26 protein-coding genes are annotated in these 25152 nt (G+C 39.5%); 22 read left to right on the forward strand and 4 right to left on the reverse strand.

Annotated features, from left to right (window positions below; genetic code table 11):
- Positions 1–186: 186 nt before the first annotated feature.
- The 5 genes from QFZ72_RS12755 (at position 187) to QFZ72_RS12775 (ending at position 3802) form a co-directional block, all read left to right on the forward strand.
- On the forward strand, positions 187–1677 hold the full coding sequence (locus QFZ72_RS12755; protein ID WP_307433814.1) for an amidase: 1491 nt from the start codon (positions 187–189) through the stop codon (positions 1675–1677).
- A gap of 102 nt (positions 1678–1779) precedes the next feature.
- Entirely contained in the window at positions 1780–1932 is a 153-nt protein-coding gene (locus QFZ72_RS12760; RefSeq protein WP_307433816.1) for a hypothetical protein, read from the forward strand.
- Positions 1933–2164: 232 nt separating this feature from the next.
- Complete coding sequence (spx, locus tag QFZ72_RS12765; RefSeq protein ID WP_307433817.1) at positions 2165–2572, forward strand: transcriptional regulator Spx; 408 nt, start codon at positions 2165–2167, stop codon at positions 2570–2572.
- 52 nt (positions 2573–2624) lie between these two features.
- A complete protein-coding gene (locus QFZ72_RS12770; RefSeq protein WP_307439738.1) occupies positions 2625–3341 on the forward strand; it encodes a GTP pyrophosphokinase in 717 nt (238 codons plus the stop codon).
- A 26-nt stretch (positions 3342–3367) separates the two neighbouring features.
- Positions 3368–3802 (forward strand): MarR family winged helix-turn-helix transcriptional regulator, encoded by a 435-nt coding sequence (locus QFZ72_RS12775; RefSeq protein WP_307433819.1) that lies wholly within the window; start codon positions 3368–3370, stop codon positions 3800–3802.
- A gap of 599 nt (positions 3803–4401) precedes the next feature.
- On the opposite strand, the gene QFZ72_RS12780 is transcribed toward QFZ72_RS12775, so the two are convergent.
- From QFZ72_RS12780 to QFZ72_RS12790, 3 genes are all read right to left on the reverse strand, one after another.
- Positions 4402–5397, reverse strand: a complete 996-nt coding sequence (locus QFZ72_RS12780; RefSeq protein ID WP_307433821.1) for a spermine/spermidine synthase domain-containing protein — start codon at positions 5395–5397, stop codon at positions 4402–4404.
- Positions 5384–5827, reverse strand: coding sequence for an adenosylmethionine decarboxylase (speD, locus tag QFZ72_RS12785; RefSeq protein WP_307433822.1), 444 nt, complete (start codon positions 5825–5827; stop codon positions 5384–5386). The genes QFZ72_RS12780 and speD overlap by 14 nt, the downstream gene beginning before the upstream one ends.
- Positions 5828–6132: 305 nt before the next feature.
- Positions 6133–6807, reverse strand: coding sequence for a phosphatase PAP2 family protein (locus QFZ72_RS12790; protein ID WP_307433824.1), 675 nt, complete (start codon positions 6805–6807; stop codon positions 6133–6135).
- A gap of 538 nt (positions 6808–7345) precedes the next feature.
- Between QFZ72_RS12790 and QFZ72_RS12795 the strand changes: the two genes are divergently transcribed.
- Both QFZ72_RS12795 and QFZ72_RS12800 read left to right on the forward strand, forming a co-directional pair.
- Positions 7346–8050 (forward strand): nucleotidyltransferase domain-containing protein, encoded by a 705-nt coding sequence (locus tag QFZ72_RS12795; protein ID WP_307439740.1) that lies wholly within the window; start codon positions 7346–7348, stop codon positions 8048–8050.
- A gap of 16 nt (positions 8051–8066) precedes the next feature.
- Complete coding sequence (locus tag QFZ72_RS12800) at positions 8067–8510, forward strand: GNAT family N-acetyltransferase (protein ID WP_307433826.1); 444 nt, start codon at positions 8067–8069, stop codon at positions 8508–8510.
- Between the two features lie 35 nt (positions 8511–8545).
- Here QFZ72_RS12800 and QFZ72_RS12805 read toward each other — a convergent pair whose 3' ends face one another.
- Positions 8546–8731: a DUF6954 family protein gene (locus QFZ72_RS12805; RefSeq protein ID WP_307433827.1), complete on the reverse strand. Its 186-nt coding sequence runs from the start codon at positions 8729–8731 to the stop codon at positions 8546–8548.
- Positions 8732–8932: 201 nt separating this feature from the next.
- Between QFZ72_RS12805 and QFZ72_RS12810 the strand changes: the two genes are divergently transcribed.
- The 15 genes from QFZ72_RS12810 to QFZ72_RS12880 all read left to right on the forward strand — a co-directional run bounded on the left by QFZ72_RS12810 (position 8933) and on the right by QFZ72_RS12880 (position 25124).
- Positions 8933–10276, forward strand: coding sequence for an aspartate aminotransferase family protein (locus QFZ72_RS12810; protein WP_307433829.1), 1344 nt, complete (start codon positions 8933–8935; stop codon positions 10274–10276).
- Between the two features lie 17 nt (positions 10277–10293).
- On the forward strand, positions 10294–10992 hold the full coding sequence (locus QFZ72_RS12815) for a CoA transferase subunit A (protein WP_373464689.1): 699 nt from the start codon (positions 10294–10296) through the stop codon (positions 10990–10992).
- Positions 10971–11621, forward strand: coding sequence for a 3-oxoacid CoA-transferase subunit B (locus tag QFZ72_RS12820; protein ID WP_307433832.1), 651 nt, complete (start codon positions 10971–10973; stop codon positions 11619–11621). The genes QFZ72_RS12815 and QFZ72_RS12820 overlap by 22 nt, the downstream gene beginning before the upstream one ends.
- A 12-nt stretch (positions 11622–11633) precedes the next feature.
- Positions 11634–12935, forward strand: a complete 1302-nt coding sequence (locus tag QFZ72_RS12825; protein ID WP_307433834.1) for a peptidase — start codon at positions 11634–11636, stop codon at positions 12933–12935.
- Between the two features lie 36 nt (positions 12936–12971).
- Positions 12972–14402 (forward strand): aldehyde dehydrogenase family protein, encoded by a 1431-nt coding sequence (locus QFZ72_RS12830; protein WP_307433836.1) that lies wholly within the window; start codon positions 12972–12974, stop codon positions 14400–14402.
- A 73-nt stretch (positions 14403–14475) separates the two neighbouring features.
- Positions 14476–15330 carry a putative beta-lysine N-acetyltransferase gene (gene ablB / locus QFZ72_RS12835; protein WP_307433838.1) on the forward strand — a complete coding sequence of 285 codons (855 nt, stop codon included), beginning with the start codon at positions 14476–14478 and terminating at the stop codon, positions 15328–15330.
- A 49-nt stretch (positions 15331–15379) separates the two neighbouring features.
- On the forward strand, positions 15380–16780 hold the full coding sequence (locus tag QFZ72_RS12840; protein ID WP_307433840.1) for a sigma-54 interaction domain-containing protein: 1401 nt from the start codon (positions 15380–15382) through the stop codon (positions 16778–16780).
- A gap of 88 nt (positions 16781–16868) precedes the next feature.
- Complete coding sequence (gene kamA, locus QFZ72_RS12845; protein WP_307433842.1) at positions 16869–18281, forward strand: lysine 2,3-aminomutase; 1413 nt, start codon at positions 16869–16871, stop codon at positions 18279–18281.
- Complete coding sequence (locus QFZ72_RS12850) at positions 18274–18552, forward strand: YokU family protein (protein WP_307433844.1); 279 nt, start codon at positions 18274–18276, stop codon at positions 18550–18552. Before kamA ends, QFZ72_RS12850 begins: the two co-directional genes overlap by 8 nt.
- Positions 18553–18624: 72 nt before the next feature.
- Positions 18625–18858, forward strand: coding sequence for a YozE family protein (locus QFZ72_RS12855; RefSeq protein ID WP_307433845.1), 234 nt, complete (start codon positions 18625–18627; stop codon positions 18856–18858).
- A 347-nt stretch (positions 18859–19205) separates the two neighbouring features.
- Positions 19206–20345, forward strand: a complete 1140-nt coding sequence (locus QFZ72_RS12860) for a GntR family transcriptional regulator (RefSeq protein ID WP_307439742.1) — start codon at positions 19206–19208, stop codon at positions 20343–20345.
- Between the two features lie 128 nt (positions 20346–20473).
- Positions 20474–21697: a sn-glycerol-1-phosphate dehydrogenase gene (locus QFZ72_RS12865; RefSeq protein ID WP_307433847.1), complete on the forward strand. Its 1224-nt coding sequence runs from the start codon at positions 20474–20476 to the stop codon at positions 21695–21697.
- 65 nt (positions 21698–21762) lie between these two features.
- Positions 21763–22452: a YesL family protein gene (locus QFZ72_RS12870; RefSeq protein ID WP_307433849.1), complete on the forward strand. Its 690-nt coding sequence runs from the start codon at positions 21763–21765 to the stop codon at positions 22450–22452.
- A gap of 339 nt (positions 22453–22791) precedes the next feature.
- Positions 22792–24120, forward strand: coding sequence for an ABC transporter substrate-binding protein (locus QFZ72_RS12875; protein ID WP_373464690.1), 1329 nt, complete (start codon positions 22792–22794; stop codon positions 24118–24120).
- A 113-nt stretch (positions 24121–24233) separates the two neighbouring features.
- A complete protein-coding gene (locus QFZ72_RS12880) occupies positions 24234–25124 on the forward strand; it encodes a carbohydrate ABC transporter permease (protein WP_307433851.1) in 891 nt (296 codons plus the stop codon).
- Positions 25125–25152: the final 28 nt, after the last annotated feature.

Raw genomic sequence — 25152 nt, forward strand, 5'->3', positions numbered from 1 at the left:
GGCTCTTCTTCCTGGATATTCGGTAAAGATAAATCATACAGAATAATAGGAGGCAGCCTATAAGCGAATCAGGTAGTGCTGTCCCCTAAATCGATTTCGGATAATTGTCTTGCGGCCGGAAATCCTTGTCAGATAATTTATAAACATAGAGCAAAGCAGTACAATATCATAGAGCGAGGTTAAATTGTGGATTTATATACATATGCAAAATACGATGGCACTGGACTTGCCGAATTGGTGAAAAAGAAAGAAGTAACACCGAAAGAATTGACAGAAGCCGCTTTTAAACAAATTGAGCATGTCAATCCTCTCTTAAATGGTGTGGTCCGCACAAGGCAGGAAAAGGTTTTAAAAGAGCTTTTGCAGCTTGATCTTCAGAAGCAGCCGTTTGCGGGGGTTCCCATGCTGCTGAAGGATATTTCTCAGGCGGTTGAAGGGGAACCTTTAACGGCAGGATCAAGGCTCCTTAAAGATAACATTTCAGGCAAAGATTCTAATTTTGTTGCCCGGTTAAGACACGCGGGATTTTTATTTTTGGGCCATACGAACACTCCTGAATTTGGTTTAAAAAATATTACAGAGCCTGAAGTTCACGGACAGACGAAGAATCCATGGAATACAAAGTACTCAGCAGGCGGGTCGAGCGGCGGATCAGCAGCGAGCGTGGCAGCAGGCATAGTTCCGATTGCCGGAGCAAGTGACGGGGGAGGCTCAATCCGAATTCCGGCCTCTTTTACGAGCCTGTTTGGACTAAAACCTACTAGAGGAAGAACGCCAGTAGGACCAAGTGTCGGCAGGCAATGGCAGGGAGCTTCAATTGACTTTGTTCTGACAAAAACAGTCCGCGACAGTGCCGCTATGCTTGATATTCTCCAAATCATTCAGCCGGAAGCTGCTTTCCATACCCCGTTGTTTGCAGGCAAATATACGGATGTTTCTAAAAAAGGGACAAAACGCCCTTTACGGGTAGCGTTTCAAACCCAGTCTCCTGTCGGAACACCAGTCAGTGACGAAGCAATTACAGCCGTTAATCGTATGGTGAAGTGGCTTGAAGATCAGGGGCATGAAGTAGAAGAGCGCGGAAACGGCATCGACGGAGTCAGACTGATGGAAAACTACTATATTATGAATAATGGTGAAATGGCTGCAACTATTCTCGGCCTTGAAAAAATGCTCGGCAGACCAATTGCAGCAAATGACGTAGAAATTGTCACTTGGGTGTTAAGTGTTGCAGGACATTCCGTAACAGCTGCCGAATTTACACAGAGTCTGGCTGAATGGGATACTGCAGCTGCTCAAATGGCTGCTTTTCATGAAACGTTCGATTTGTATTTAACTCCGGCAACTGCATTTCCAGCTCCTAAAGCCGGAGAGCTCACCCAGACTGAAGAAGAAATCCAGTCGCTGCTGAAGGTCAGTGAGCTGAAAAAAGAAGAACATTTATCATTCGTTTATGACATGTTCTTAAAGAGTTTAACGGTTACACCTTTTACACAGCTTGCAAACCTGACAGGACAGCCTGCGATGAGTGTGCCTATTCATATCACAGCTGAAGGATTGCCTCTGGGTGTTCAATTTGTGGCACCTAAAGGGAAAGAAGACATGCTTCTTGCACTAGCATTTCAGCTTGAACAATCTGATCTGTGGATTGGCATGGAAGGAAATCCATTTTTCTAAAAATCATTATCATTTTAAGCGAGTAATTTAGTGTCCGTGTTAAAGTTTCGAAAAATTGGCCGATATAGAAGGAAAGCATTTAATCAGGCTGGAGGATGACTGATGGAAGAAGAAGTAAAGAATTGTCCTAAATGCAGAATGTTTCAAAAGCATACAGACAGTAAGTGCCAGGTGTGCGGACATACAGTCATGGATTCCATTTTGGCCTTATATCCTTCAAAAAGCGCCGGAAAACGCTTGGCAAAAAAGAAGTAACGAACACGGACTTTGCTAAAGAAAAAGAAACCATCAATTTTAATGATGGTTTTTTTCGTATGTAATAAAAGGCAGACAAAACAGGAAACCTAAAAAAAAGAGGGTTCCTTCCTAAGGGTTTTTATTTGATTTATATATATCTTACTTGTAAGATATATATATAATAATTAATTAAATTCATTTCACGAACCAGTGAATGTAAAATCATTCATTAAAGGAGAGGAATTCATTAATGGCCATTACTATGTTTACGTCTTGCAGCTGCACATCTTGCAGAAAGTCAAAAATGTGGATGGAAGAGCATGGTCTTTCCTATACAGAAAGAAATATTCTTACACAGCCTTTAACAATGAAAGAACTAAAACAGATTCTTCACATGACAGAAGAAGGTACAGATGAAATTCTATCAACCCGCTCAAAACAATTTCAGGAATTGGATATGAATTTAGATGCTTTGCACTTGAAGGAATTACTTGCACTTATCCAAGAGAAGCCGGGAATTATGCGCTGCCCGATCATACTGGATGAAAAACGTTTTTTAGTGGGATTTAACGAAGATGAGATCCGGAAATTCCTTCCCCGTAATATACGGGCCTACCTTTTAAAGCTGCTTGAAGCGAAAACAATGCTGCCTAATTAACGGTTCGACTGATAAAGGAGAATTACAAGTGGAAGAATTGCCAATACCCAACATGAATTATGATCAGCTTAAGAAAATAAAAAATGAATTAACGCGGTTTATGATGTCCTATAAATTTGCGTTAGAAGAAATGAACACGAAAATAAATATCCTTGAACAGGAATTTCAATATATTCATGAGTATAATCCGATTGAACATGTCAGCTCGCGTTTGAAGTCTCCTGAGAGCATCGTAAACAAAATATACAGGAAGAATTACGACCTTACCTTGACCGATATTAAAAAAAATATAAAAGACATAGCAGGTATTCGCATCACCTGTTCTTTTTTGTCTGACATTTATCAAATCAGCGAGATGATTCAAAACCAAAAGGATATCAATGTCGTTGAATGCAAGGATTACATAAAAAATCCTAAGCCAAACGGCTATCAAAGTCTGCATTTAATAGTGAAAATTCCAGTGTTTATGTCAGACCGCCAGGAAGACATCCTTGTAGAAATACAAATTAGAACGATTGCGATGGATTTTTGGGCAAGCCTTGAACACAAGATTTATTATAAATATAATAAAGAAATTCCTGAGCGGCTTACAAAAGAATTAAAAGAAGCCGCAGTCTCTGCTGCGGAACTAGACCGAAAAATGGAGAAGCTTCATAATGAAATGACAGATTTAAAAGAAGCAGAGGAACCGGCAGGGGAACTGTCCCAGCTGCTGCTCAGCAAGGAACAATTTAAGCTTCCCATTGATTTAATTAACTCATTAAAATAAGGAACTGTTTGTGGAGATGAAAGTGTATGAATAAAAAAAGAAGTGAAAATATCGTTTCCTTATTTGAGATTTTCGTTTCACTTGAACGTAAATGGATGAATGACTGGAATCATCTGAATGAGGTCGGCCTTTCGAAAACTCATATTCTGATTCTGCAAATTCTTGAAACGGAAGGGCTGAAGCGTCCGTCAATACTTGCAGAGCAATTACAGATTACTACGGGAGGTGTGACCGTCCTCACAAGCAAGCTAATCAAAGACGGGTTTGTCCAGAAATGCCAAAATGAACGTGACCGCAGAGCATACAACCTTGAAATCACGGATTCTGGAAAAAATCTTCTGCATTCGGCCAGGAGCCAAATCAATCAGCAGATCCAAAAAATGTTCGGAATGCTTTCAGATGAAGAAATTCAGAAATTACGGGATATCTTTTACAAATGCTTAATGGGGCAAAAAAAATAAGCTTTATGCTGACAGGAGAGTTTTAAGGTTTACATTAAAAAGAAAGCCAGTGATCTGGCTTTCTCAGAGTATAGACAAACCCCTTTTCCAGAGAAAGTATTGAAGAAAAAGGGGTTTTTGTTTCTTGAATTTTGCATATATTGATATCTATTCAAAAAAATCATACTATATCTTGAACCTCATCTAGATAAAGAAAATAGCTGCCGACTTTGTCGACAGCCTGAGAAAGCCAGTGATCTGGCTTTCTTTTGTTTAGCTTTCTTCATTTAAGCAAGTATCGCACAGCCATAAATTTTCCGCTTCGGAGAATGTCAATTTTTTATGAAATGAGCATTCGTCGCATAGATCTTCTTTTTCTTCAATGTCTTTCACATGCGTAGCCTCCCTTTATCGGCAATAGGTTCTCATCCATAAGAAGCTGTCATTTATATATGTATGATTATGATTCTAGATATACCCCTATAGAAATAAAAGGAAACATTTCCTTTTATTTCGTGAAAAAGGATGAATCCGATAATCGTTTTTTAAATAAAATACAGCATAATATTTAAAATAAAAGAGACGGCATCTTACATTTCTCTGTAACATGCCGTCTTTTTTCATTCTAAATATAAACTTTCTTTTTGATAGATCTGATGAAGCTTTGAATTTCTTTTCGTATTTACAATTGATCGATGCTTCTGTGCTGTAACGCTACGCGGAAATTCAGTTAATTCTTTAAGATTTGCCGGCAGTGTACTATTGGATACTGGCACCTTTTTTCCTGCTAGTGATTTTGGCGCTTTTGACCCAATATGAAATCCCCAGTCCCCAAATGAAGGTACTGTTATGTGATAGCTTAGCGTTTGAAATCCTGCACTTTCGATTGTTTTTCCGATGCTCCAGAAAACGATAGGCGTTTCTTCAGGAGAGTTTGATTGACAAACGAATACGCCATCCGTTTTAAGAGAGCTTTTTAGAAGGCTGTAAAATTCTGTTGTATACAGATCACTGATGATTCTGCCTGTTGGATCTGGAAAGTCCACAATTATGACATCATAAGGCGCCCTCTGTGACCGAAGAAAAAGGACGGCATCCTGCGGATGTACATTGACACGCAAATCATGAAGGGAATATTGATTTAGCGCTGCAAGATTTTGAACATGCTTTGCAGCATCTAATACCATTGAGTCCAAATCAACTAAATCTACGTGCTTCACGCCTTTATATTTAAGTACTTCCCTTAATGCCAGACCGTCCCCTCCGCCTAAAATAAGAACTCGTTCATGACTGGAAGCAGCTGTGAATAAGGGGTGTACAATCGCTTCATGATAAATTCTTTCATCGAGGGAACTAAATTGGAGCTGGCTGTTTAAATACATACGCAGATCATTTGCTTCTAAAATTTGTATCTTTTGGAACCTGCTCTTTTTATTGAATAAGCTGCGATGATTTCCTTTTAATATTTCATTCAGTCCAATTTTATCCCAGTTATCTCCCTGAACATTTTCTTTATCGGTTCGTTTTGGTCTTGAGTTTGAGGATGAAGCCCTTTCTTGATTTATATTGCCGGAAGAAAGCCACGGTTTAGATGTGCTTTTATTATGAAGACTCAAATTGATTCCCTCCTTGTGAAGAATCCAGTGCTTTGATTTCTTTCGGAAAAACAAGCTGAGGACCGCTTACTCCCCTGGAAATGGAGTAAATCAGAGCTTTTTTAGATGAAAGGCCAGATAAAAGAGATTCTGCCTGAAATTCAGGATCATGTTCCCCGCATGTATAAAAATCAAGTGATGCATATCTTTCTTCTGGCCATGTGTGAATCGACATATGGGAGGTGGATAAAACAATGACCCCAGTTACACCCTGGGGATGAAAAGGGTGGAAATAAGTGGATAAAACGTGAATTCCGTTATCCTTTGCTGCTTGCAAAAGCAGCAATTTCAGATATTCTTTATTGTTCAGCAAATCTGCATCACACTCAAAAGCATCAATAATTATATGTTTTCCTTCTATGTTCAACCTTACAACAGTCCTTTCCGACATATTTCTTACATCATATGTCGAAAAAGAAATTAATCTTGTACTAGTATCTTGCTTGAAAAGAAAATAAGACAGAGACTCAGGAGAAGAAAGGCTTGTTAGCAGCCCTTCTTTTTTGATGTTTTTGTTATCCAGCATTATATTCTTATATAACCCATTTTAAGCCGCTTGCAATAGACCTTAATCAGGATTTCATCGTCAAACTAAAAAATTATCGTGCATGAGGATGCGTAAACTTCGCTGGAGTAAAAGGAAGCGAAATCTTCAGAAGGTACCAGGAAAAGAAGAACTCATAAAAAAACGGCTAATCAGAAGGGAAGACCCTTTGATAGGCCGCTTTTTTTTCTTGTATTTTTTATGTTTTCCACTTTTGCAGCAACTGCTTTTCGTTCAAATAAGATCATCCAAAGACCGGATGAGAGAATGACAGAAGACATTACATCATAAATGACATGCTGCTTCACAAATAAAGTTGAAAGGATAATCAAAATTCCTGTTAATTGCGTGACATAATTCATCATTTTCCCTGAATCCTCTATCCGATTAACTGAGAGCATAATAATCATCGTAGTCAGAACATGAATGCTTGGAAAACAATTATATGGCTGGTCTGAACTGTAGATTATGGAAACGATCTGAACTAGCAAGCTGTCTCCCGTAAGCTGAGGACGCGGCACGGTAGTCTGAAAGTAAAAGTAAATAATGAAACATACGATTTCACCAGCGGTTATAGCCAGGATAGACTTCCAGTAAACACTCGGGTTTTTCCACCAAAAATACAGCAGAATACCAAACATATAAACATACCAGATCACATATGGAATGATGAAAATAGGAGCAAATGGAATGTATGAATCCAATGGTGCAGAAATATTCACAGCGTTTGCTGATTTTTCATTCAGGTATTCATACATCAAACCAAGAATTGGGAAGATTAATAGTCCCGTTAAATCTCTTATTTTTATTAAAGCTGCCTTTGACATGTAAAACGCCTCTTTTGCTGGTTTTTTATCTATGATGCTGCTGTCAAAATTCTGTTGTATATATACCCCATCTGGACAACCTTAATCATCTCTTTAAAAAGTCTGACAATTAGTGATAGGAATCTGGAAATCTTACAATTATTGAAAAAATTGGTATAATCAACTTGCGGCAAGAGCCGCAATTTCTACTATACCTTTTTTGGAATTGAATTGGAAGATTTGAGATTGGGATACGATAATAAATTCAAACAGCAGGTGATTAGCATGATTGAGTGAAAGAAAACCAAAATTTTTGACGCACTTGAAAAAAAGAATCTAACGGTGCAGATATTAACGCAATCGACAGCGACGGAGATGCTCCGATTAAGGAACGCAGCTTTTGAAGGGAATACAGAGATTGGAAGTCTATTAATACATAACGGAGCAGACACCCTAAGCGGCAAACAAAAAAGTACTGCAGAAATAGCAAAACGAAAATATCACACAGATTTTATCAATCTGCTGAATAGTCCTAAAGGGGAGAGTGATAAATATTAGACTGGATCCAGTAGTAGCTGCAAAAAGAATCATTGAAAAACGATACCCATCATGCAAAGCAGCTGTATTATCAGGCAGTGTGGTAAGAGGGGAAAGCACTAAAACGTCAGATCTTGATCTCGTTATTTTTGATCAAGCATTAGAGTCTTCCTACCGGGAATCATATGTTATGTTTGAATGGCCAGTAGAAGCATTCGTCCATAATTTCGAGTCATACCGGCAGTTTTTTCAGAGTGACTGCAAAAGCGGCACGCCATCCATGCCGAGAATGGTATATGAAGGACTTGTCTTAAAAGGAGTAGATTTGCTTGAGCCAATTAAAAGGGAAGCTCAGGAACTTTTAGAAAAAGGTCCGGATCCTCTTTCGAAAGAAGATATAGAAATGAGACGCTATTTTATAACAGATGCACTTGATGATTTTACGGGGAGCGGCAAACGCTCGGAAGAAATTTTTATTGCTGGGGTACTCGCAGAGCTGATCCATGAATTTGTCCTGCTGACAAATGGAAGATATATAGGGAAATCAAAATGGATTCCAAGGGCTCTCATGCAGTATGATCCTGTATTTGCCGCTGAATTCACCTCCGTTTTTGACGAGTATTACCGAACAGGACGCAAAGACAATGTTATTGCCTTGACGGATTCGATTTTGGAGCCCCACGGCGGCAGATTTTTTGAAGGGTTTTCACTGGGAAAAAAAGAATAGAATAGGAGAGATGATCATGTCACTAATCATACGTCATCCAAATGAAATGGATTTTGATGCTCTGACAGCCCTTATGTATGAATATATCGTCGATTTTTATCAATGTCCAAAACCTCCAGAGCATAAAATTCATCAGTTGATTAAGACACTTCAGCAAGAAGAGAAGGGTATTCAATTTTTGGCGGAGGAAAACGGCAAGGCTGTCGGATTCGCGACACTTTATTTCACTTACAGCACAACCAGAGCTGAACCCATTACGATTATGAATGACCTTTATGTTCTCGAAGCATACAGGGGATCTGGAACTGCAGAAAAACTTTTCAAAAGCTGCCGGACATACAGCAAGCAGCATCAATATGCTGCCATGACCTGGGAAACAGCGCGGGATAATGCAAGAGCACAGCGCTTTTATGAAAAAATGGGAGGCAGAAAAGGAGACTTTCTGACATACTCCATTTGAGGGGAAAAGTAAGCGCTTGGAAGACTTCCAAGCGTTTATTTAAAGAAATTTTTTAAGAAAGAATGATACAAAACACAAAGAAAACTCGCTGTCATGATGACAAAAAATCCTGTTACAATTCTTTCATCCAAAGCTCCGTCTGAAAACAGCACAGGGCCGATTCCAAAGAAAGCCAGCAGCATGAATAAAAGAAGGAACACTACATTCACAATCCACTTCAAAGAATACCACCTTTGCCTTTTTCATATATCCTATGTTTCATTTTGAGTCGGAGATACAATAGTTCTTAAAAATGACAGCGCTTTCAAACTAAAATGATTATCTATTTCAATGCATCCTTCATCTATAGAAATAACCTGTTTATCCTTCACATAGAATGTAAGAAGCATGATATTCAGAATGCAAGTGAGGTGGGTTTCCGGATGGAGAGGGAGTACTTAATCAAACCGATGCTTGATGAAAGCTATAAAAAAGTCAGCCATGGACAAGGTGTTTATTTATACGATACTTCTGGCAAGAAATATTTGGATGGATCATCTGGAGCTGTAACTTGTTCAATCGGACATGGAGTCAGTGAAATAGTGGAGGCTATGGTGGAGCAGGCGCGAGAGGTATCGTTTGTCTATCGGTCTCAATTCTCTAGCTACGCAGCAGAGGGCCTGGCAAAGAAGCTTGCAGAGATGACGCCGGGTGATCTTAACTGGACCTTTCTGGTCAACAGCGGATCTGAAGCCATTGAAACGGCCATGAAGACAGCAATACAGTATTTTCAGGAAAAAAACATGCCTAAAAAAACAAAAATTATTTCCAGGTGGATGAGCTACCACGGGATTACAATTGGCGCACTTTCTTTATCAGGCTATCCAGAGCGCCGTTTCCGGTTTCAGCCGCTGCTTGAAGCAAATCCGGTGGTATCTCCTGCGTACTGTTATCGTTGTCCATATGGATTAAAACCCTCCTCTTGCAAGGCGAAATGTACAGGAGAATTGGAAACGGCAATAAGAAGAGTCGGTGCTGATCACGTTGCTGCTTTTGTTGCAGAGCCGGTTGTCGGTGCAGCGGGAGCAGCAATTACACCTCCAGAAGGATATTACGAAAAAATCCGGGATATTTGTGATCGAAACGACATTCTGTTCATAGCAGATGAAGTCATGACAGGCATTGGAAGAACAGGAAAAACACTTGCGATGGAGCATTGGGGAGCATTGCCTGACATCGTGGCACTAGGGAAAGGATTAAGTGCCGGTTATGCTACAGTTGCGGCTACTTTAATCAGTGACAAGGTGATGCGGCCAATTCAGCAAGGATCAAAATTAATCATGAGCGGGCATACGTACAGCGCGAATCCTCAATCCGCAGCTGTCAGTCTCGCAGTCTTGCATTATATTGAAAAAAATCAATTGAACGATGCAGCTTCTGAAAAAGGAAAGATACTGATCAAACACCTGCAAAAATTGCAGAAAAAAACAGAAATCATCGGAGATGTCAGGGGGAAAGGATTATTAATAGGAATTGAATTTGTTATGAACCAGACGACCAAACAGCCTTTTCCGAAATCTTATAATCTTACGAGCCGCATCATTAAGAAAGCAAATCAGAACGGGCTGCTTGTCTATCCGTCTGCTGCTGGAATTGAAGGCGGCGACGGCGACGCCATATTAATTGCCCCGCCGCTGACCATCAATGATGAAGAGCTAAACGAACTTGTCCAGCTATTTTCAAAAACGACAGCAGAAATAGAAGCCGAAGTGCTGCCAATGTCATAAAAAGGAGAATCTGTATGATTGCTAACTCTTTTAAGAAAATCAGACAAATTGATGAGGTTATAGGCAAAATCAATGACGGATGCACGCTGATGGCAGGTGGATTTGGCGGTGTTGGCACCCCTCCGTCTTTGATTGACGCGATTTTGGAAAAAGAGGTCCGGGAACTCGAAATTATCTGCAATGACACTGGTTTTCCGCATATCGGAATTGGAAAACTGATCTCTGCAGGGCGTGTCCGAAAAGTAATTGCCTCGCATATTGGCTCAAATCCAATCGCCGGAAACTTGATGTCAGAAGGCAAGCTCGAAGTGGAATTTTCGCCGCAGGGAACTCTTGGCGAGCGAATCCGTGCCGGCGGAATGGGTCTTGGAGGCATTTTGTCAGATGTAGGTATGGGAAGTGAGATTGCAGAAAAAGGAAAAGAGCTTGTGCAAGTGGAAGGGCGCACCTATTTTATTGAAACAGCCCTAACTGCTGATGTGGCCATCATTTGCGGAATGACAGCGGACGAATTCGGAAACATCATCTACAAAAAAAGTGCACGGAATATGAACCCGCTTATGGCCATGGCTGGAGATTATACCATTGCGGAAGTCGATGAAATCGTACCTTTAGGCGAGCTTGATCCCGAAGCCATCATCACCCCGGGTGTATTTGTTCAAGCCATCGTACAAAGTGAAGGGGTGAACTGGAAGTGGGTATGGGAATCGAAGTAAGAGAAAATATTGCGAAACGTGCAGCACAGGAAATTGATAACGGCATGATCGTCAATCTTGGCATAGGGATTCCCTCTCTCGTGCCGAATTATCTGAAAAACAAACCTCAAGTGATGATTCAGGCTGAAAACGGCATCCTCGGCATTGGACCAACACCTTTGCAAGGTGAAGAAGAGGAGACACTGTGCAATGCTGCAGGCTATCCTGTAACCCTAGAAAAAGGAGCCTCTTATTTTGACACAACCACAGCGTTTGGCATGATTCGAAGGGGATGCATTGATTTGACGATTCTAGGTTCTCTCCAGGTAAGCGAAAAAGGAGATCTCGCCAATTGGATCGTACCTGGTAAGCGTGTACCTGGAATGGGCGGAGCAATGGAACTTGCCGGAAAAGCAAAAAAAGTCATTGTCGTCATGAATCATGTCAATAAAAACGGCGATCCGAAAATTCTCACAAGCTGCACCCTGCCGCTTACGTCCAAACAATGTGTCGATTTAATTATTACGGATATGGCGGTAATTGAAGTGCATGAGACGAGACTTATATTAAAAGAGATCATGGTTCCATTCACAGTCCAGGATGTGATGAAAAGCACAGGAGCAAAGCTTGAAATCGGCATGAATCTTTGAAGGAGTGATTCGATGAAAAACTTGCAGGAGCAAGTTTGCACATGGATAGAAGAAAATCGAAACCGGTCAATTAAATTACTTAAAAAGATGGTTGAACAGAGAAGTGTTCAGGGAAATGAGGCGTCAGCTCAAGCGGTCGTGCTGGAAAAATGCCGTCAGCTTAGCCTGGATATAGATCTGTGGGAGCCTGGCGGCAAACTCCTTAAACAGCACCCGCATTTTGTAGCAACGAGAACATCTTTTAAAGACAGCCCGAATATTGTCGGCGTTTTAAAAGGAAAAGGAGACGGGAAATCCGTCATTTTAAATGGACACATCGATGTCGTGCCAGAAGGCGACTTAGAGCAATGGGATGTGGACCCTTATCAGGCAGTGGTAACCGAAAACCGACTATATGGACGCGGATCGACGGATATGAAAGGCGGGAATGTCTGTCTTTTAATGGCAATGGAAGCTATTAAAGCATCAGGTATTTCCTTAAAGGGAGACGTCATTTTTCAAAGTGTCATTGAAGAAGAAAGCGGCGGTGCGGGAACCCTTGCTGCCATTTTACGCGGGTACAAGGCAGATGCAGCCATCATTCCGGAGCCTACTAAAATGAAAATTTTTCAAAAACAGCAGGGATCTATGTGGTTCAGGCTGAAAATAAAGGGGCGTTCTGCACATGGGGGAACGAGATATGAGGGAATCAGCGCCATTGAAAAAAGCACGCTGGTTGTCAAGCATATCCTGGAGCTTGAAAAAAAGCGAAACGAAAGAATAACCGATGCTCTTTACAAAAAGATTCCGATTCCAGTTCCTATTAATATTGGAAAAATAGAGGGAGGCACGTGGCCATCTTCTGTGGCAGATCTTGTCACCTTAGAAGGAAGGTGCGGGATCGCACCGAATGAAACGATAGAAGAGGTGCAGACAGAATTTCAAAATTGGATTTCTGACCTTGCTTCAAAGGATAAATGGTTCAATGAACATCCTGTTGAACTGGAGTGGTTTGGGGCAAGGTGGCTTCCAAATGAAATCGGTAGCGAACATCCTCTAACCGCGACTTTGATAAATTCTTATAAAGAGATCATGGATAAAGAACCGATCATTGAAGCATCTCCTTGGGGAACAGATGCAGGCCTTATATCTCATGCAGGCGATATTCCTTCCATTGTATTTGGCCCCGGCGAAACAGAGGTGGCTCACTTTCCGAATGAATTTATTGAGATTGATAAAATCATCGACTGTACAAAAATTCTGGCTGTTTTCTTAATGCACTGGTGCGGTGTGTCAGAGCAGATGTTTTTACAGATTGATGGAAAGGGTAAATAATTGAAGATAACGACTATATAATTGAGGGGTTAGCAAATGAAGCAGCATTTATGGATCAATGGACAGAATATGGAAGCAAGCAAGTATCAGGAATTAAAGTCTCCTTACACGGATGAATTGCTGGCAGAGGTAGCCATTGCGGGTCAGAATCAAGTAAAAGCAGCAGTTGATGCAGCAAGTGAAGCGATCAGTAAGATGAATGCTTTGCCTGCACATAAGCGTGCAGATATTTTATTGAAAACAGCCCAGCTTCTTGCTGAACGAAAAGAAGAAGCGGCAGTGATTATTGCTAAAGAAGCCGCTAAACCAATTAAAACTGCGAGAGCAGAAGTGGACCGCACGGTTATGACATACACATTTGCCGCTGAGGAAGCGAGAAGGCTGAACGGTGAGACGATTTCAATGGATGCAGCGCCAGGCGGTGAAAACCGGACAGCCTACACAGTGCGCGAGCCAATCGGCGTTATTGGAGCGATCACGCCTTTTAATTTCCCGATGAATCTCGTTGCGCATAAGCTTGGCCCTGCTTTTGCCGCAGGCAATACAGTTGTATTAAAACCTGCGACGCAAACACCTTTAAGCTCCTACTTCATCGGAGAGCTTTTTCATGAAGCGGGTCTGCCTGAAGGCGCACTGAACATTGTTACGGGAAAAGGCAGTGAAATCGGCCAGCATTTTACATCAGATGAACGCATAAAGGCCCTTACGTTTACAGGAAGTCCAGACGTCGGGAAAAAGCTGAAAAAAGAAGCCGGCATGAGAAAGACGCTGCTTGAATTAGGATCAAATTCAGCTGTCATTGTCGCGGAAGATGCTGATGTTTCAAAGGTAGCTCCAAGATGTATAACAGGAGCTTTCGCGTATGCGGGCCAGGTTTGCATATCCGTGCAGCGAATTTATGTACACGAAAACGTATTTGATGAGTTCGTTGCGAAGGCTGTTGAAGAGACGAAAAAACTTAAACTCGGCAATCCCCTTGCTGAAGAGACAGATGTCTCCTCATTAATCTCAAGCGAAGACGTGGATCGCGCCATCTCCTGGATTGAAGAAGCTGAGAATGCAGGAGCTCAAATCGAATGCGGCGGCAAATCAGAGGATCATCAGATTGTTCAGCCGACTATCTTGCTGAATGTCTCGTCTGAAGTCAATCTCTCTTGTCAGGAAGCATTTGCTCCAATTGTCATCATCAACTCATTCAAAACATTTGATGAAGCAATTGAAGAAGTGAACAACTCGAGATATGGTCTTCAAGCGGGCGTATTTACAAATAAAGTCGACCTGGCCTTTCAAGCAGCAAAAGCCCTTCATGTCGGCGGTGTCATGATCAATGACATTCCAACCTTCCGTGTCGATCACATGCCATATGGCGGTGTGAAGGACAGCGGATTCGGAAGAGAAGGCATTAAATATGCCATTGAAGAATTGACCGAATTGAAGCTGATCTCGTTTAATCATGACAAGTTCTAAGCTGAAAAAAATAGAGTGTGCTTTGCCGCACTCTATTTTTTTAGGGTAAATTTTTTATTAGGGGGATCAGGTCTTGAAAAAAACGTACTCCGAAACAAAAACGTTAGCTAAAAAGGATTATCGCGCTGAAGCAGTACTTGATTATTTTAACAAAAGACTCCGAATCGATGACTATCGCGGAAATAGAGAGTCCTTGCTAACAGATGCATTCAAATTAGCTTTAGATTATAGCTTCACAAAAGTGATTGTCAAAGCAAAAGCCTGTGACATTCCTTTTTTACTGATGCAGCAATTTCAGCTTGAAGCCATCATTAAAAATTATTTTCACAGTGATGATGCGTATTTTTTCACGAAATATTTAAGTGAAGAAAGAAGAAAAACTGACAGTTGGACAAAGCAGGACAGCATTATCACATCCATATATGAAAATAAGAAGACAGTTCACGTGCAGTCAGCAGCATTTATATTTCGTGCAGCTGAAGAACATGATGCAAAGAAGCTTGCAGAGTTATACAGAGCAGTATTCGAAGTGTATCCAACACCCCTCCATTCAAGTGATTATATACAAAAAACGATGAGGGATGGCACCATCTATTATCTTGCTGAAAAAGGAGACAACATCGTAAGCGCTGCTTCTGCTGAAATCAATTCAGCATACCACAATGCTGAAATAACAGACTGTGCAACGCTGTCAGAAGTCAGAAAGCATAAATTAATGAGAAGCCTGATTTTATTACTTGAGCAAAAGCTTTGTGAAAACGGTATTTTTTGTGCTTATTCGATTGCAAGGGCCGATTCTTTCGGCATGAACGCGGTTTTGCATCAGCTTGATTATGAATATACCGGCAGACTTACCAATAATTGTGTCATTAGCACAGATCTTGAAAACATGAATGTATGGTGCAAAGATCTGTCTGCCGGAAATTGAGCAAAGTATGCCGAAAATCCGGCAGCTTATGTAAAAAGGGGGTGGACCTTTGACAAATCCTAATCGGGAGCGAATCATTCATCATATTTTAGAAACGATCGATGAGGGGATTCATGCGGTTGACGAGAAAGGAATCACAGTTTTTTACAACGAAATTGCAGCCTATCATGATGGTTTGAAAGTCGATGAGGTTGTGGGAAAGCATTTATTTGATGTTTTTCCGTCCCTTTCTGAAGAAACGAGCACACTCTTAAAAGCCATTAAAACGAAAAAACCGATTTATCACCATTCCCAAACGTACATAAATGTTAAGGGGGAAAAAATTGAGACAGTGAACACGAGCCTGCCGATTTTATCTGAGGATAAAGTGATCGGCGCTGTTGAAATTGCAAAGGATTATTCAGCGATCAAGCGGTTGACTGAGCGGCTTGCTGACCTGCAAAAACAAGTGCATTCTCCACCTAAAGCAGAGGGATCCAACGGCACAAAGTATGTTCTTGATGACATCATTACTGCAAGCAAGAATCTTCTTATGATTAAAACGCTTGTCAAAAAAGCGGCAAAAACCTCATCAAATGTTCTCGTTTATGGGGAAACAGGAACTGGAAAAGAATTAATTGTACAGGCCATTCATAACGAATCACAGCGCAGAGATTCTCCTTTTATAGCACAAAACTGTGCGGCGCTTCCTGAAGCCTTGCTTGAAAGTTTATTATTTGGGACAGCAAAAGGGAGCTACACAGGGGCAGTAGACAGGCCAGGTTTATTTGAACTGTCGCACGGCGGCACGCTTTTTCTGGATGAGCTGCAATCGATGCCTCTGAACCTGCAGGCAAAGCTGCTGAGAGTCATTGACGATGGCACGATCAGGAGAATCGGAAGCAGTCATTCAATCACCGTCGATGTCAGAGTGATTGCCGCAATGAACATCAGCCCTGAACAATGTCTTTCAGAGGGGAAAATGCGGGAAGATCTTTATTTTCGCTTAAACGTCTTCGGAATCAATCTTCCCCCGCTCAGAGAACGGCCATTGGACCTCCCCTTACTAATTTCTTTTTTCATAAAAAAGTACAATCATGAATTTCAAAAGCGTGTTGCCGGATTATCAGATGAAGCACAAGCCCTATTAAAGCACCATCACTGGCCTGGGAATGTAAGAGAGTTAAAGCATTGCATTGAGTTTGCCATGAATATGTGTGAGGGGAATAGAATGATAACCGGTCATTTGCCGCCATATTTACTGAAAGAGGAAGAGACGGCAAAGGAAGCGCATTCTCTTCATGAAAAAATGTCAATGATGGAAAAAGAGATCATCCAACAAGCACTTGTTCAAAGCGAAGGCAATATTTTAAAAACAGCAAAGCTGCTCCAAATTCCGAGACAAACCCTTCAATACAAAGTGAAAAAATATTTTCCTGACCAATTTTCGGCACCAAAATTGAAAGCATAAATAGCGGATGTGATTTTAACAGCTTAACAGTCACGTTGGCATGGTTTTTGCATGTAATAATGGTAAAGACCGAATTGGGGGAACTTCCATGAAATACGATCTATACAAGCCGAAGCGTGACTGGAAAGACACCGAACTCTGGAAAGATGTCACAGATGAACAGTGGAATGACTGGCTCTGGCAGCTGACAAATACCATCCGAACACTGGATGACCTTAAAAAAGTAATTAATCTGACTCCTGATGAAGAAGAAGGGGTTAAAATATCAACGAAAACCATCCCCTTAAATATTACTCCCTACTATGCATGGCTAATGAACGAAGATGATCCGAGATGTCCGATCCGCATGCAGTCGGTTCCGATATCACAGGAGCTTTATAAAACAAAATATGACCTTGAAGATCCGCTTCACGAAGATGAAGATTCACCTGTACCTGGCCTGACACACCGCTATCCCGATCGCGTCTTATTTCTAGTGACAAACCAATGCTCGATGTACTGCAGGTATTGCACGAGAAGACGTTTCTCAGGCCAAATTGGCATGGGTGTGCCTAAAAAGCAGCTTGATGATGCGATTAACTACATCGCTCAAACGCCAGAAGTCAGGGATGTGCTGATTTCAGGGGGAGACGGATTGCTGATTAATGACACAATTCTTGAATATATTTTGAAAAATCTCCGAGCAATTGATCATGTTGAAATCATCAGAATCGGTACACGTGCGCCTGTAGTTTTTCCGCAGCGCATCACAGAAAATCTCTGCAGCATCTTGAAAAAATATCATCCGGTCTGGCTGAATACACATTTTAATACTTCCATTGAAATAACTGAAGAATCTAAGAAGGCATGTGAAATGCTTGTGAACTCCGGCGTGCCAGTCGGAAATCAGGCCGTTATCCTTGCGGGAATTAATGACAGTGTGCAAATTATGAAAAAACTGATGCATGATCTTGTCAAAATAAGAGTGCGGCCTTATTACATTTATCAATGTGACTTGTCAGAAGGAATCGGGCATTTCCGTGCGCCTGTTTCAAAAGGACTTGAGATAATTGAGGGACTCCGCGGACATACAAGCGGCTATTCGGTTCCAACTTTTGTCGTCGACGCTCCGGGAGGCGGCGGAAAAATTGCCCTGCAGCCTAACTATTTAATTTCTCAGAGTCCGGATAAAGTTGTGCTCCGTAACTTTGAAGGAGTCATCACAACCTATCCGGAGCCGGAAAACTATACGCCTGGGCTTGCAGATGATTACTTTAATGAAGTCTATCCAGAGTCTGCATTAAAAAAATCTCTATCAGGAATTGCTGGTTTGTACGAAGACGCTCAATTTAACTTAATCCCAGAAGGCATCGGAAGAATAAATAGGCGAAAAACGTTTGAAACAAACCCTGCTCATTCCACATTAAAGGATAAACGGGAAAAACGTGATGAGTTAAAGGATAAAAAGTACCGTGCTCAGCTATTAAAATCCGAAGAAAAGAAGGCGGCAGAAAATGAATGAGCGCTGCGCATGGTGTGAATCGCAAAATGCAAAGAGCTCAAGCAATCTAGTTCACTGGGAGCTGCCTGACGGTTCGCGTGCCATCGAAATTTCAGACACACCATGTATTACTTGTCCGGACTGCGGTATCAGCTATCAAAGCGAACAAACCATTAACGAAATCGAAGATCAGCTGCTTTTAATTGCCGTTAAAGAACTGCCAAACCGCATAGATTACGTAGAACTGATGAAATGGAAGCGTCACCTGAAGCGAAACTATTTTGATTTCTGAGGTTTTCTTCTTGTACAATAAACGTTATAATAGGGGCACTTTCCAAACGTAATTGCGATAGGGGGATTTACCGTGAAATCTTTTTACCACTATTTAATGAAATACCGCCATCCAAAACCGGCCGATGACATCAGTCAATTTGCAAATGATGCCTATGACGACCATAGTTTCCCAAAGTCATCCGATGACTACCATGAAATCAGTTCCTACCTTGAAATGAATGGATCTTACCTCCACAGCCTCGTCGTATTCGATGATGCCTGGGAATTGTATGAAACCGAAATTCTGAAAAAAGCATCGATTTGAAAACAACTTACTTTGTAGGTTGTTTTTTGTTTTCCTGGATAGTGTTGAGTATTTTAACAAATTTTTTGTCTTTATGAATTAAACACATTATCATTCTGGAATTTATAATGTTAATCAAATGCGGCGCTTTTCATCCATCTACTATTTCAAAGTGTTTTTTCCTCACCAAAATTCTGATGTAATAAAATGAAAACGAAAGCTCTCAAAATAATTCTAATTAATATGTACTCATTTTTTTATTGAAATTATAGGGAAGATTATTTTAATATTTTATGTTTATGTGTATAATTAATTTAGTTGTACGAATAAGTTGGTTTAGAAACATACAAGCTGAAAGTGGTGGCATAATGGCTCAACAAACAAAAGTTGGCATGGTAAAACAAAAAGTAAAAGCATGGATTACCGAAGGAAAGGTTTTACCAGGTGAGAAAATATATTCAGAAAATGAATTAGTTAAAATGTTTGAAGTAAGCAGACATACAGTACGCCAAGCTGTTGGAGACCTCGTTCATGAAGGCTGGCTGTATAGAGAGCAAGGGGCGGGAACTTTTGTCTCAACTAAATCATCTCAGACTCAAGTCCAGCCTGTTAGTTCTAAAGGAAAAAACATTGGAGTAATTACAACATATATATCAGACTATATCTTCCCTTCCATCATTAAGGGGATTGAATCATATCTGTCAGCACATGGTTACTCATTAACATTAGCTTGTACGGATAATGATCCAGAAAAAGAAAAACAATGCCTGGAAGCTATGATAAACCGCGATATTGATGGTTTGATCGTAGAACCTACTAGAAGTAGCAATTACAACCCAAATCTTCACTATTACTTAGAGATGGAGCAAAATAATACTCAATATTTAATGATTAACCAATTCTACCCGCAATTAAACCCTCCCAATATTATTGTAAATGATGAAAAAGGGGGATTTATTGCTACAGAACATCTGATTAAACTAGGTCATAAAAAAGTGGTAGGTTTATTTAAAAGTGATGATTTACAAGGGTTAAATCGGATGCAGGGTTTTATTAGAGCTTTTAGAGAATATGATACTCCTTTTTTTCCGGAAATGATTATTACATATACAACGGAAGAGAAAGAAGTCACTTTGCTGCAGAGACTTAAAGATGTTCTTATTTCTGAACAAAAAAGACCAACAGGAATTGTATGTTATAACGATGAAATTGCGATTAATGTACTTAACCTATTAAGAGAGCTTGAAATCAAAGTGCCAGATGACATATCAATAGTTGGATATGATGATTCTTATCTAACGGAAGCGTCTGAAATTAAGATTACCTCTGTCACACATCCGAAAATGGAAATGGGGATCGAGGCTGCTAAATGGATTGTTGCAGCTGTTGAAAACAGTGCGAAAGATACGGGCGAAAAAAGGCAGAAAGTCTATGAGCCTGAGTTAGTCATTAGAAACTCAACGAGTGCCGTTTCTAAAATGCACAATAGCAATAAACATTTAATCTAAACCAGTGCTTTTCTTATGAGCCAGTTCCTCTTAAACCATAACTTTAACATTTAATAGAAAGCTCGCATGAGGTTAGAGAACAGATGTGAGAAATCTGCAATTTGTTCAAATAATTAGGAGGTCTTAAAATGATCACGTTAAAAGAACTTTCGAAATTAACTAAATCCTGTACGTGCGGAAATCGACATTTTGATATTACAATCGAAGAAATTGTAATCAGTCATGATGCGTTACAACAAACTGTCTCTTACATAAAAAATAAGCAGTTTCATAAAGCTGCTATTATAGCTGATCAAATGACCTTTCATGTAGCGGGCAAGAAACTTTCCAATATGTTTAAAGAATCAAATTTTAACCATGAAATAGTTATTATTAAACCTAATGAACTTGGTGACGTGATAGCAAATGAAATCTCGCTCATTGAGGCCGTGTTAGGTATTTCACCGGATACAGATATTGTTATCGCAGTTGGTTCAGGAACGATTCATGATATTGCCAGATTCACTAGTTATAAGATGGGAAAGCCTTTTATATCCGTTCCAACAGCCCCATCTGTTGATGGTTTTAATTCAATGGGGGCACCTGTTGTGATAAAAGGGATAAAAACTACCTATCAAATGCAAGCACCTATTGCATTATTTGCAGACATCACCATTCTAAAACAAGCTCCAAAAGACATGATAGCTGCAGGTTTTGGAGATATGATCGGAAAATATACTTCTCTAGCAGATTGGAGTTTTTCACACCTTAATGCAGGTGAAGCTTATTGTCCGCTTTCTGCTCAGTTAACAAAAGAAGCTCTTGAAGACTGTGTTGAATCAATTAATCAGATTGCAGAAGCAGATGAAGCAGGGATAAAGATTTTAATTGAATCCTTAGTACAGTCAGGACTAGCGATGCTTTTAATTGGACATTCTTCACCAGCTTCTGGAGGTGAACACCATCTATCTCATTATTGGGAAATGGAATTTTTGAAGCAAGGGAAAGCACAGGTATTGCACGGTGCAAAGGTTGGAGTTTCATCACAACTCATTTTAAAATTATATAAAAGTGACGTTTTAAAGCTAGTATATAAAATTGGGAGTTTAGAAGTACAAGTTCCAAACTCTAAGGATAAACAAAATAATGTTATTGCAAAAAATACAGAGATCATTAAGATGTTAAATTCCCTGCCCGACGCTGCTGTTTTAACATCCTTACTGCAAAAATTAGGAGGAGCTGTTCATCCAGCTGAACTCGGTATAAGCTCTGAACTTGTCCGAGACAGTTTAAATCATGCACACCTTTTAAGAAACCGCTGTACAATGCTTAAATTTTGGAATGAACAAAGAGAGATTCATAAATACATCTAGCTTAGATGAGCCAGAGACAATTATTTTGATCGGCCGGAAAATCATATAGTGGAGAAAGGATTAATATGCAAACAACTTCTATTTTTGAGGGGATATTTAAACTTCTAGAATGGTTTACACGGTTCTCATTAACAAATCTTCTTTGGATATTTTTTAATTTACCTATAAGCTTTTTAGTTGCTACAATATCGTTTTCTAATGACAAGTCACTAATTGTATCTACCCTGTTTATCATTGCTGCATTAGCTCCGTTTGTTTTTTTTCCAGCAACTGCAGCAATGTACGGTGTTATTAGTAAATGGGTGGCGGATGACCATGACTTTTCTATCATACGTAGTTATTGGGTGTTATACCGAGAAAATTATAAGAAAAGTCTTGTTGGCGGCGCTATACTTGTTCCTATTTGGGTCATTGGAATTTCTGATGTGTTTTTTCTCTTTAAAAAGAGTTTATTTTTCAGTATTATTCTAATCATTATTTTACTGTTTTTGTTTATTTTAACTACTTATTTTTTTGCTGTAATCGTTCATACTGATTTAAAACTTCTAAAAGCTTTCAAACATTCATTTCTTTTTATGATAATAAATCCATTTAACAGCATCTTTATTGGTTTGCTCAACCTTGCCATTCTCTATTTATGTCTAATGAAGTTTACTGTCTTAATACCGTTTGTAATGGGATCAGGTGTTTCCTATTTTGCTTTTCAGAGCTATTACAGAAAATATATAAGAGTAGAACAATTGAAGGAAGAATAAACGAAAGAAAAGGATTTTGATCTTCATCAAGAAATAGCGAGCCTTTAAGTAACTTAATAGTTAAACTTGAATCGATAGCAGATTATCATTCATTCTATATTATATGTACGTACATGTAGCGAGATAATATCTCTCCTACATGTATTTTTTTTGTGAAAAATCGTTGACATGTACGAACAGGTGTAATAATATTTACTTAAAGAAGCGCTTACAAAACAAAATATTCTATAAATAGTTTTATAGGAACTAACATTATTGTTAAGTAAGTTTCCTTTATCTGCAAACAATTTTTTTGGGGGGATTAATTTGTTTAAGGGATCAAAAAAGAAGCTTGGCAGAATGATGTTATTGGCTATTTTAGTTGTTGTGGTAACTGGGGTTCTAGGTGCATGTAACAAAGATAGTGCCAGTACTGATGAAGGTGAAGTTACCCTTTCATTTATGTTTAGTGGACAACCTCAAGAACAGACAGCATATAAAAATGTTGTGAAAAAGTTTGAAGAATCACATCCTAAAGTTAAAGTAAAAACTGTTGTAACAGCAGGTGATCAATACGATACGAAATTACAAGCTGCAATTGCTGGTAAAAGCGTTCCGGATGTATTTTATTATAATCCTGGTAATTTAAAAGCTTATGTAAACTCAGGTGTTTTAATGGATATTACAGAATTAGTTGAAAATGCTGATGGTGTAGACTTATCTAAAATATGGGAAATTGGTTTGGATAAATACCGCTATGATGGGGAAGTAGCCGGCCAAGGCGCTCTGTATGGACTGCCAAAAGATTTAGGGCCTTTCGCATTTGGTTATAACAAAACAATGTTTGAAGAAGCTGGAATTCCATTACCGGATCCAGACAAACCGTATACAATGGAAGAATTCCTAGAAGTGAATAAGCAGTTAACGAAGGATAAAGATGGTGATGGAAAACTAGACCAATGGGGTACTGGGCTTAATGTTAACTGGTCATTGCAGCCATTTGTATGGAGTAATGGTGCGGATTGGTTAGATGAGACACATACAAAAGTAACGATTGACGATCCAAAATTCATAGAAGCTTTACAATACTTTGCTGACTTACAAAACGTTCATAAAGTAACACCATCTATTGCAGAAGGTCAAACTCTTGATACATACCAAAGATGGATGCAGGGGCAAATAGGTTTCTTCCCGGTTGGTCCTTGGGACATGGGAGCTTATAAAGACTTGAAATTTGAATATGATTTATTGCCATGGCCAGTGGGTTCTACAGGACAGACGAAAGCATGGATTGGTTCACTGGGAATTGGTGTATCAAGTAAAACAGAAAATGCCGAGCTGGCTGCTGAACTTGCCTTATATTTATCAGCTGATGAAGAAGGACAACAAGCATTAGTAGATCAACAAGTACAGTTGCCGAATAACACAGATGTTGCGGCAGCGTGGGCCGCAGACACTTCAATCAAACCAGCTAATAAACAAGAATTCTTGGATATAATTGGGGACTACGGCCGTGACTTGCCAACTAACTTTACTTATACCGGTGAATGGTATGATGAATTCTTTAAAAACATCCAACCTGTTATAGATGGTAAAAAGACTGCGAAAAAATATGTAAAAGAAGCACAGCCGAAAATGCAGGAACTTTTGGAAAAGTCCATTAAACAAGAAGAACAGTCCAAGAATTAATCTGAAATCTAAATCTTAGGTGCTAGAGTTATTGGCTAGCACCATCTTATCTTATTAAACGTTTTAATGGCATGGGTTATCATTTACCCTTTTAAGAGAAACGGGGAGAAAAAATGCAAAAAACGTCTAAGCTTTATCAAAGTGAGCGCAGAAATGCTTATTTATTTATAGCCGCACCTGTTCTAGGATACATTTTATTTATTTTATTGCCTACACTATATTCTTTTTACGGGTCATTTACAAATTGGAATGGTTTAGGACAAATGAACTTTATCGGATTTACAAATTATTTAGACCTTCTAAGTGATGAATCTTTTCATAAAACAATGATTAATACTTTATTTATGATGCTTGGTATTCCATTAGGACTTATTTTAGCTTTATTACTTGCGATGGGATTAAATAGAGCTATATTTGGGACTGAAGTTTTTAGAGTGATTTATTATGTACCTGTTATCTCATCAATTGCTGCAATTTCAATTCTTTGGCAATGGGCCTATAACGGTGATTATGGATTGGTGAACCAATTTTTAAATATTTTTGGAATTGATGGTCCAAGCTGGTTAATGAATAAAGACACTGTAAAACCTGCTTTAATCCTTATGACGGTTTGGAAAGGGCTTGGATATAGCATGCTATTATATTTGGCTGCTCTGCAAAGTGTTCCAAAAACGTATTATGAAGCAGCAATATTAGATGGCGCTAATAGTTTTCAAGTATTCAGACATATTACATTACCGATGGTTAAGCCAGTTACATTTTTTATCGTTGTAACCTCAATTATTGGAGGAGCACAAATTTTCACGGAAATTAATGTTATGACACCAACGGGTGGACCAGAGTTTGCCTCTGCAACTGTGGTATTTTATATTTGGCAGAAGGCTTTCGGGAATTTTGAAATGGGTTATGGATCTGCAATGGCAGTTGTACTTGGTCTCTTTATCTTTATCGTTACTTACATTCAATTTAAAATAAATGAAAAATCATCATTTGAGCTTGATTAACTGTTGGTATAAGTAAATAGAAAGGAGT

Source organism: Bacillus sp. V2I10 (assembly GCF_030817055.1).
Lineage (GTDB): Bacteria > Bacillota > Bacilli > Bacillales > Bacillaceae > Bacillus_P.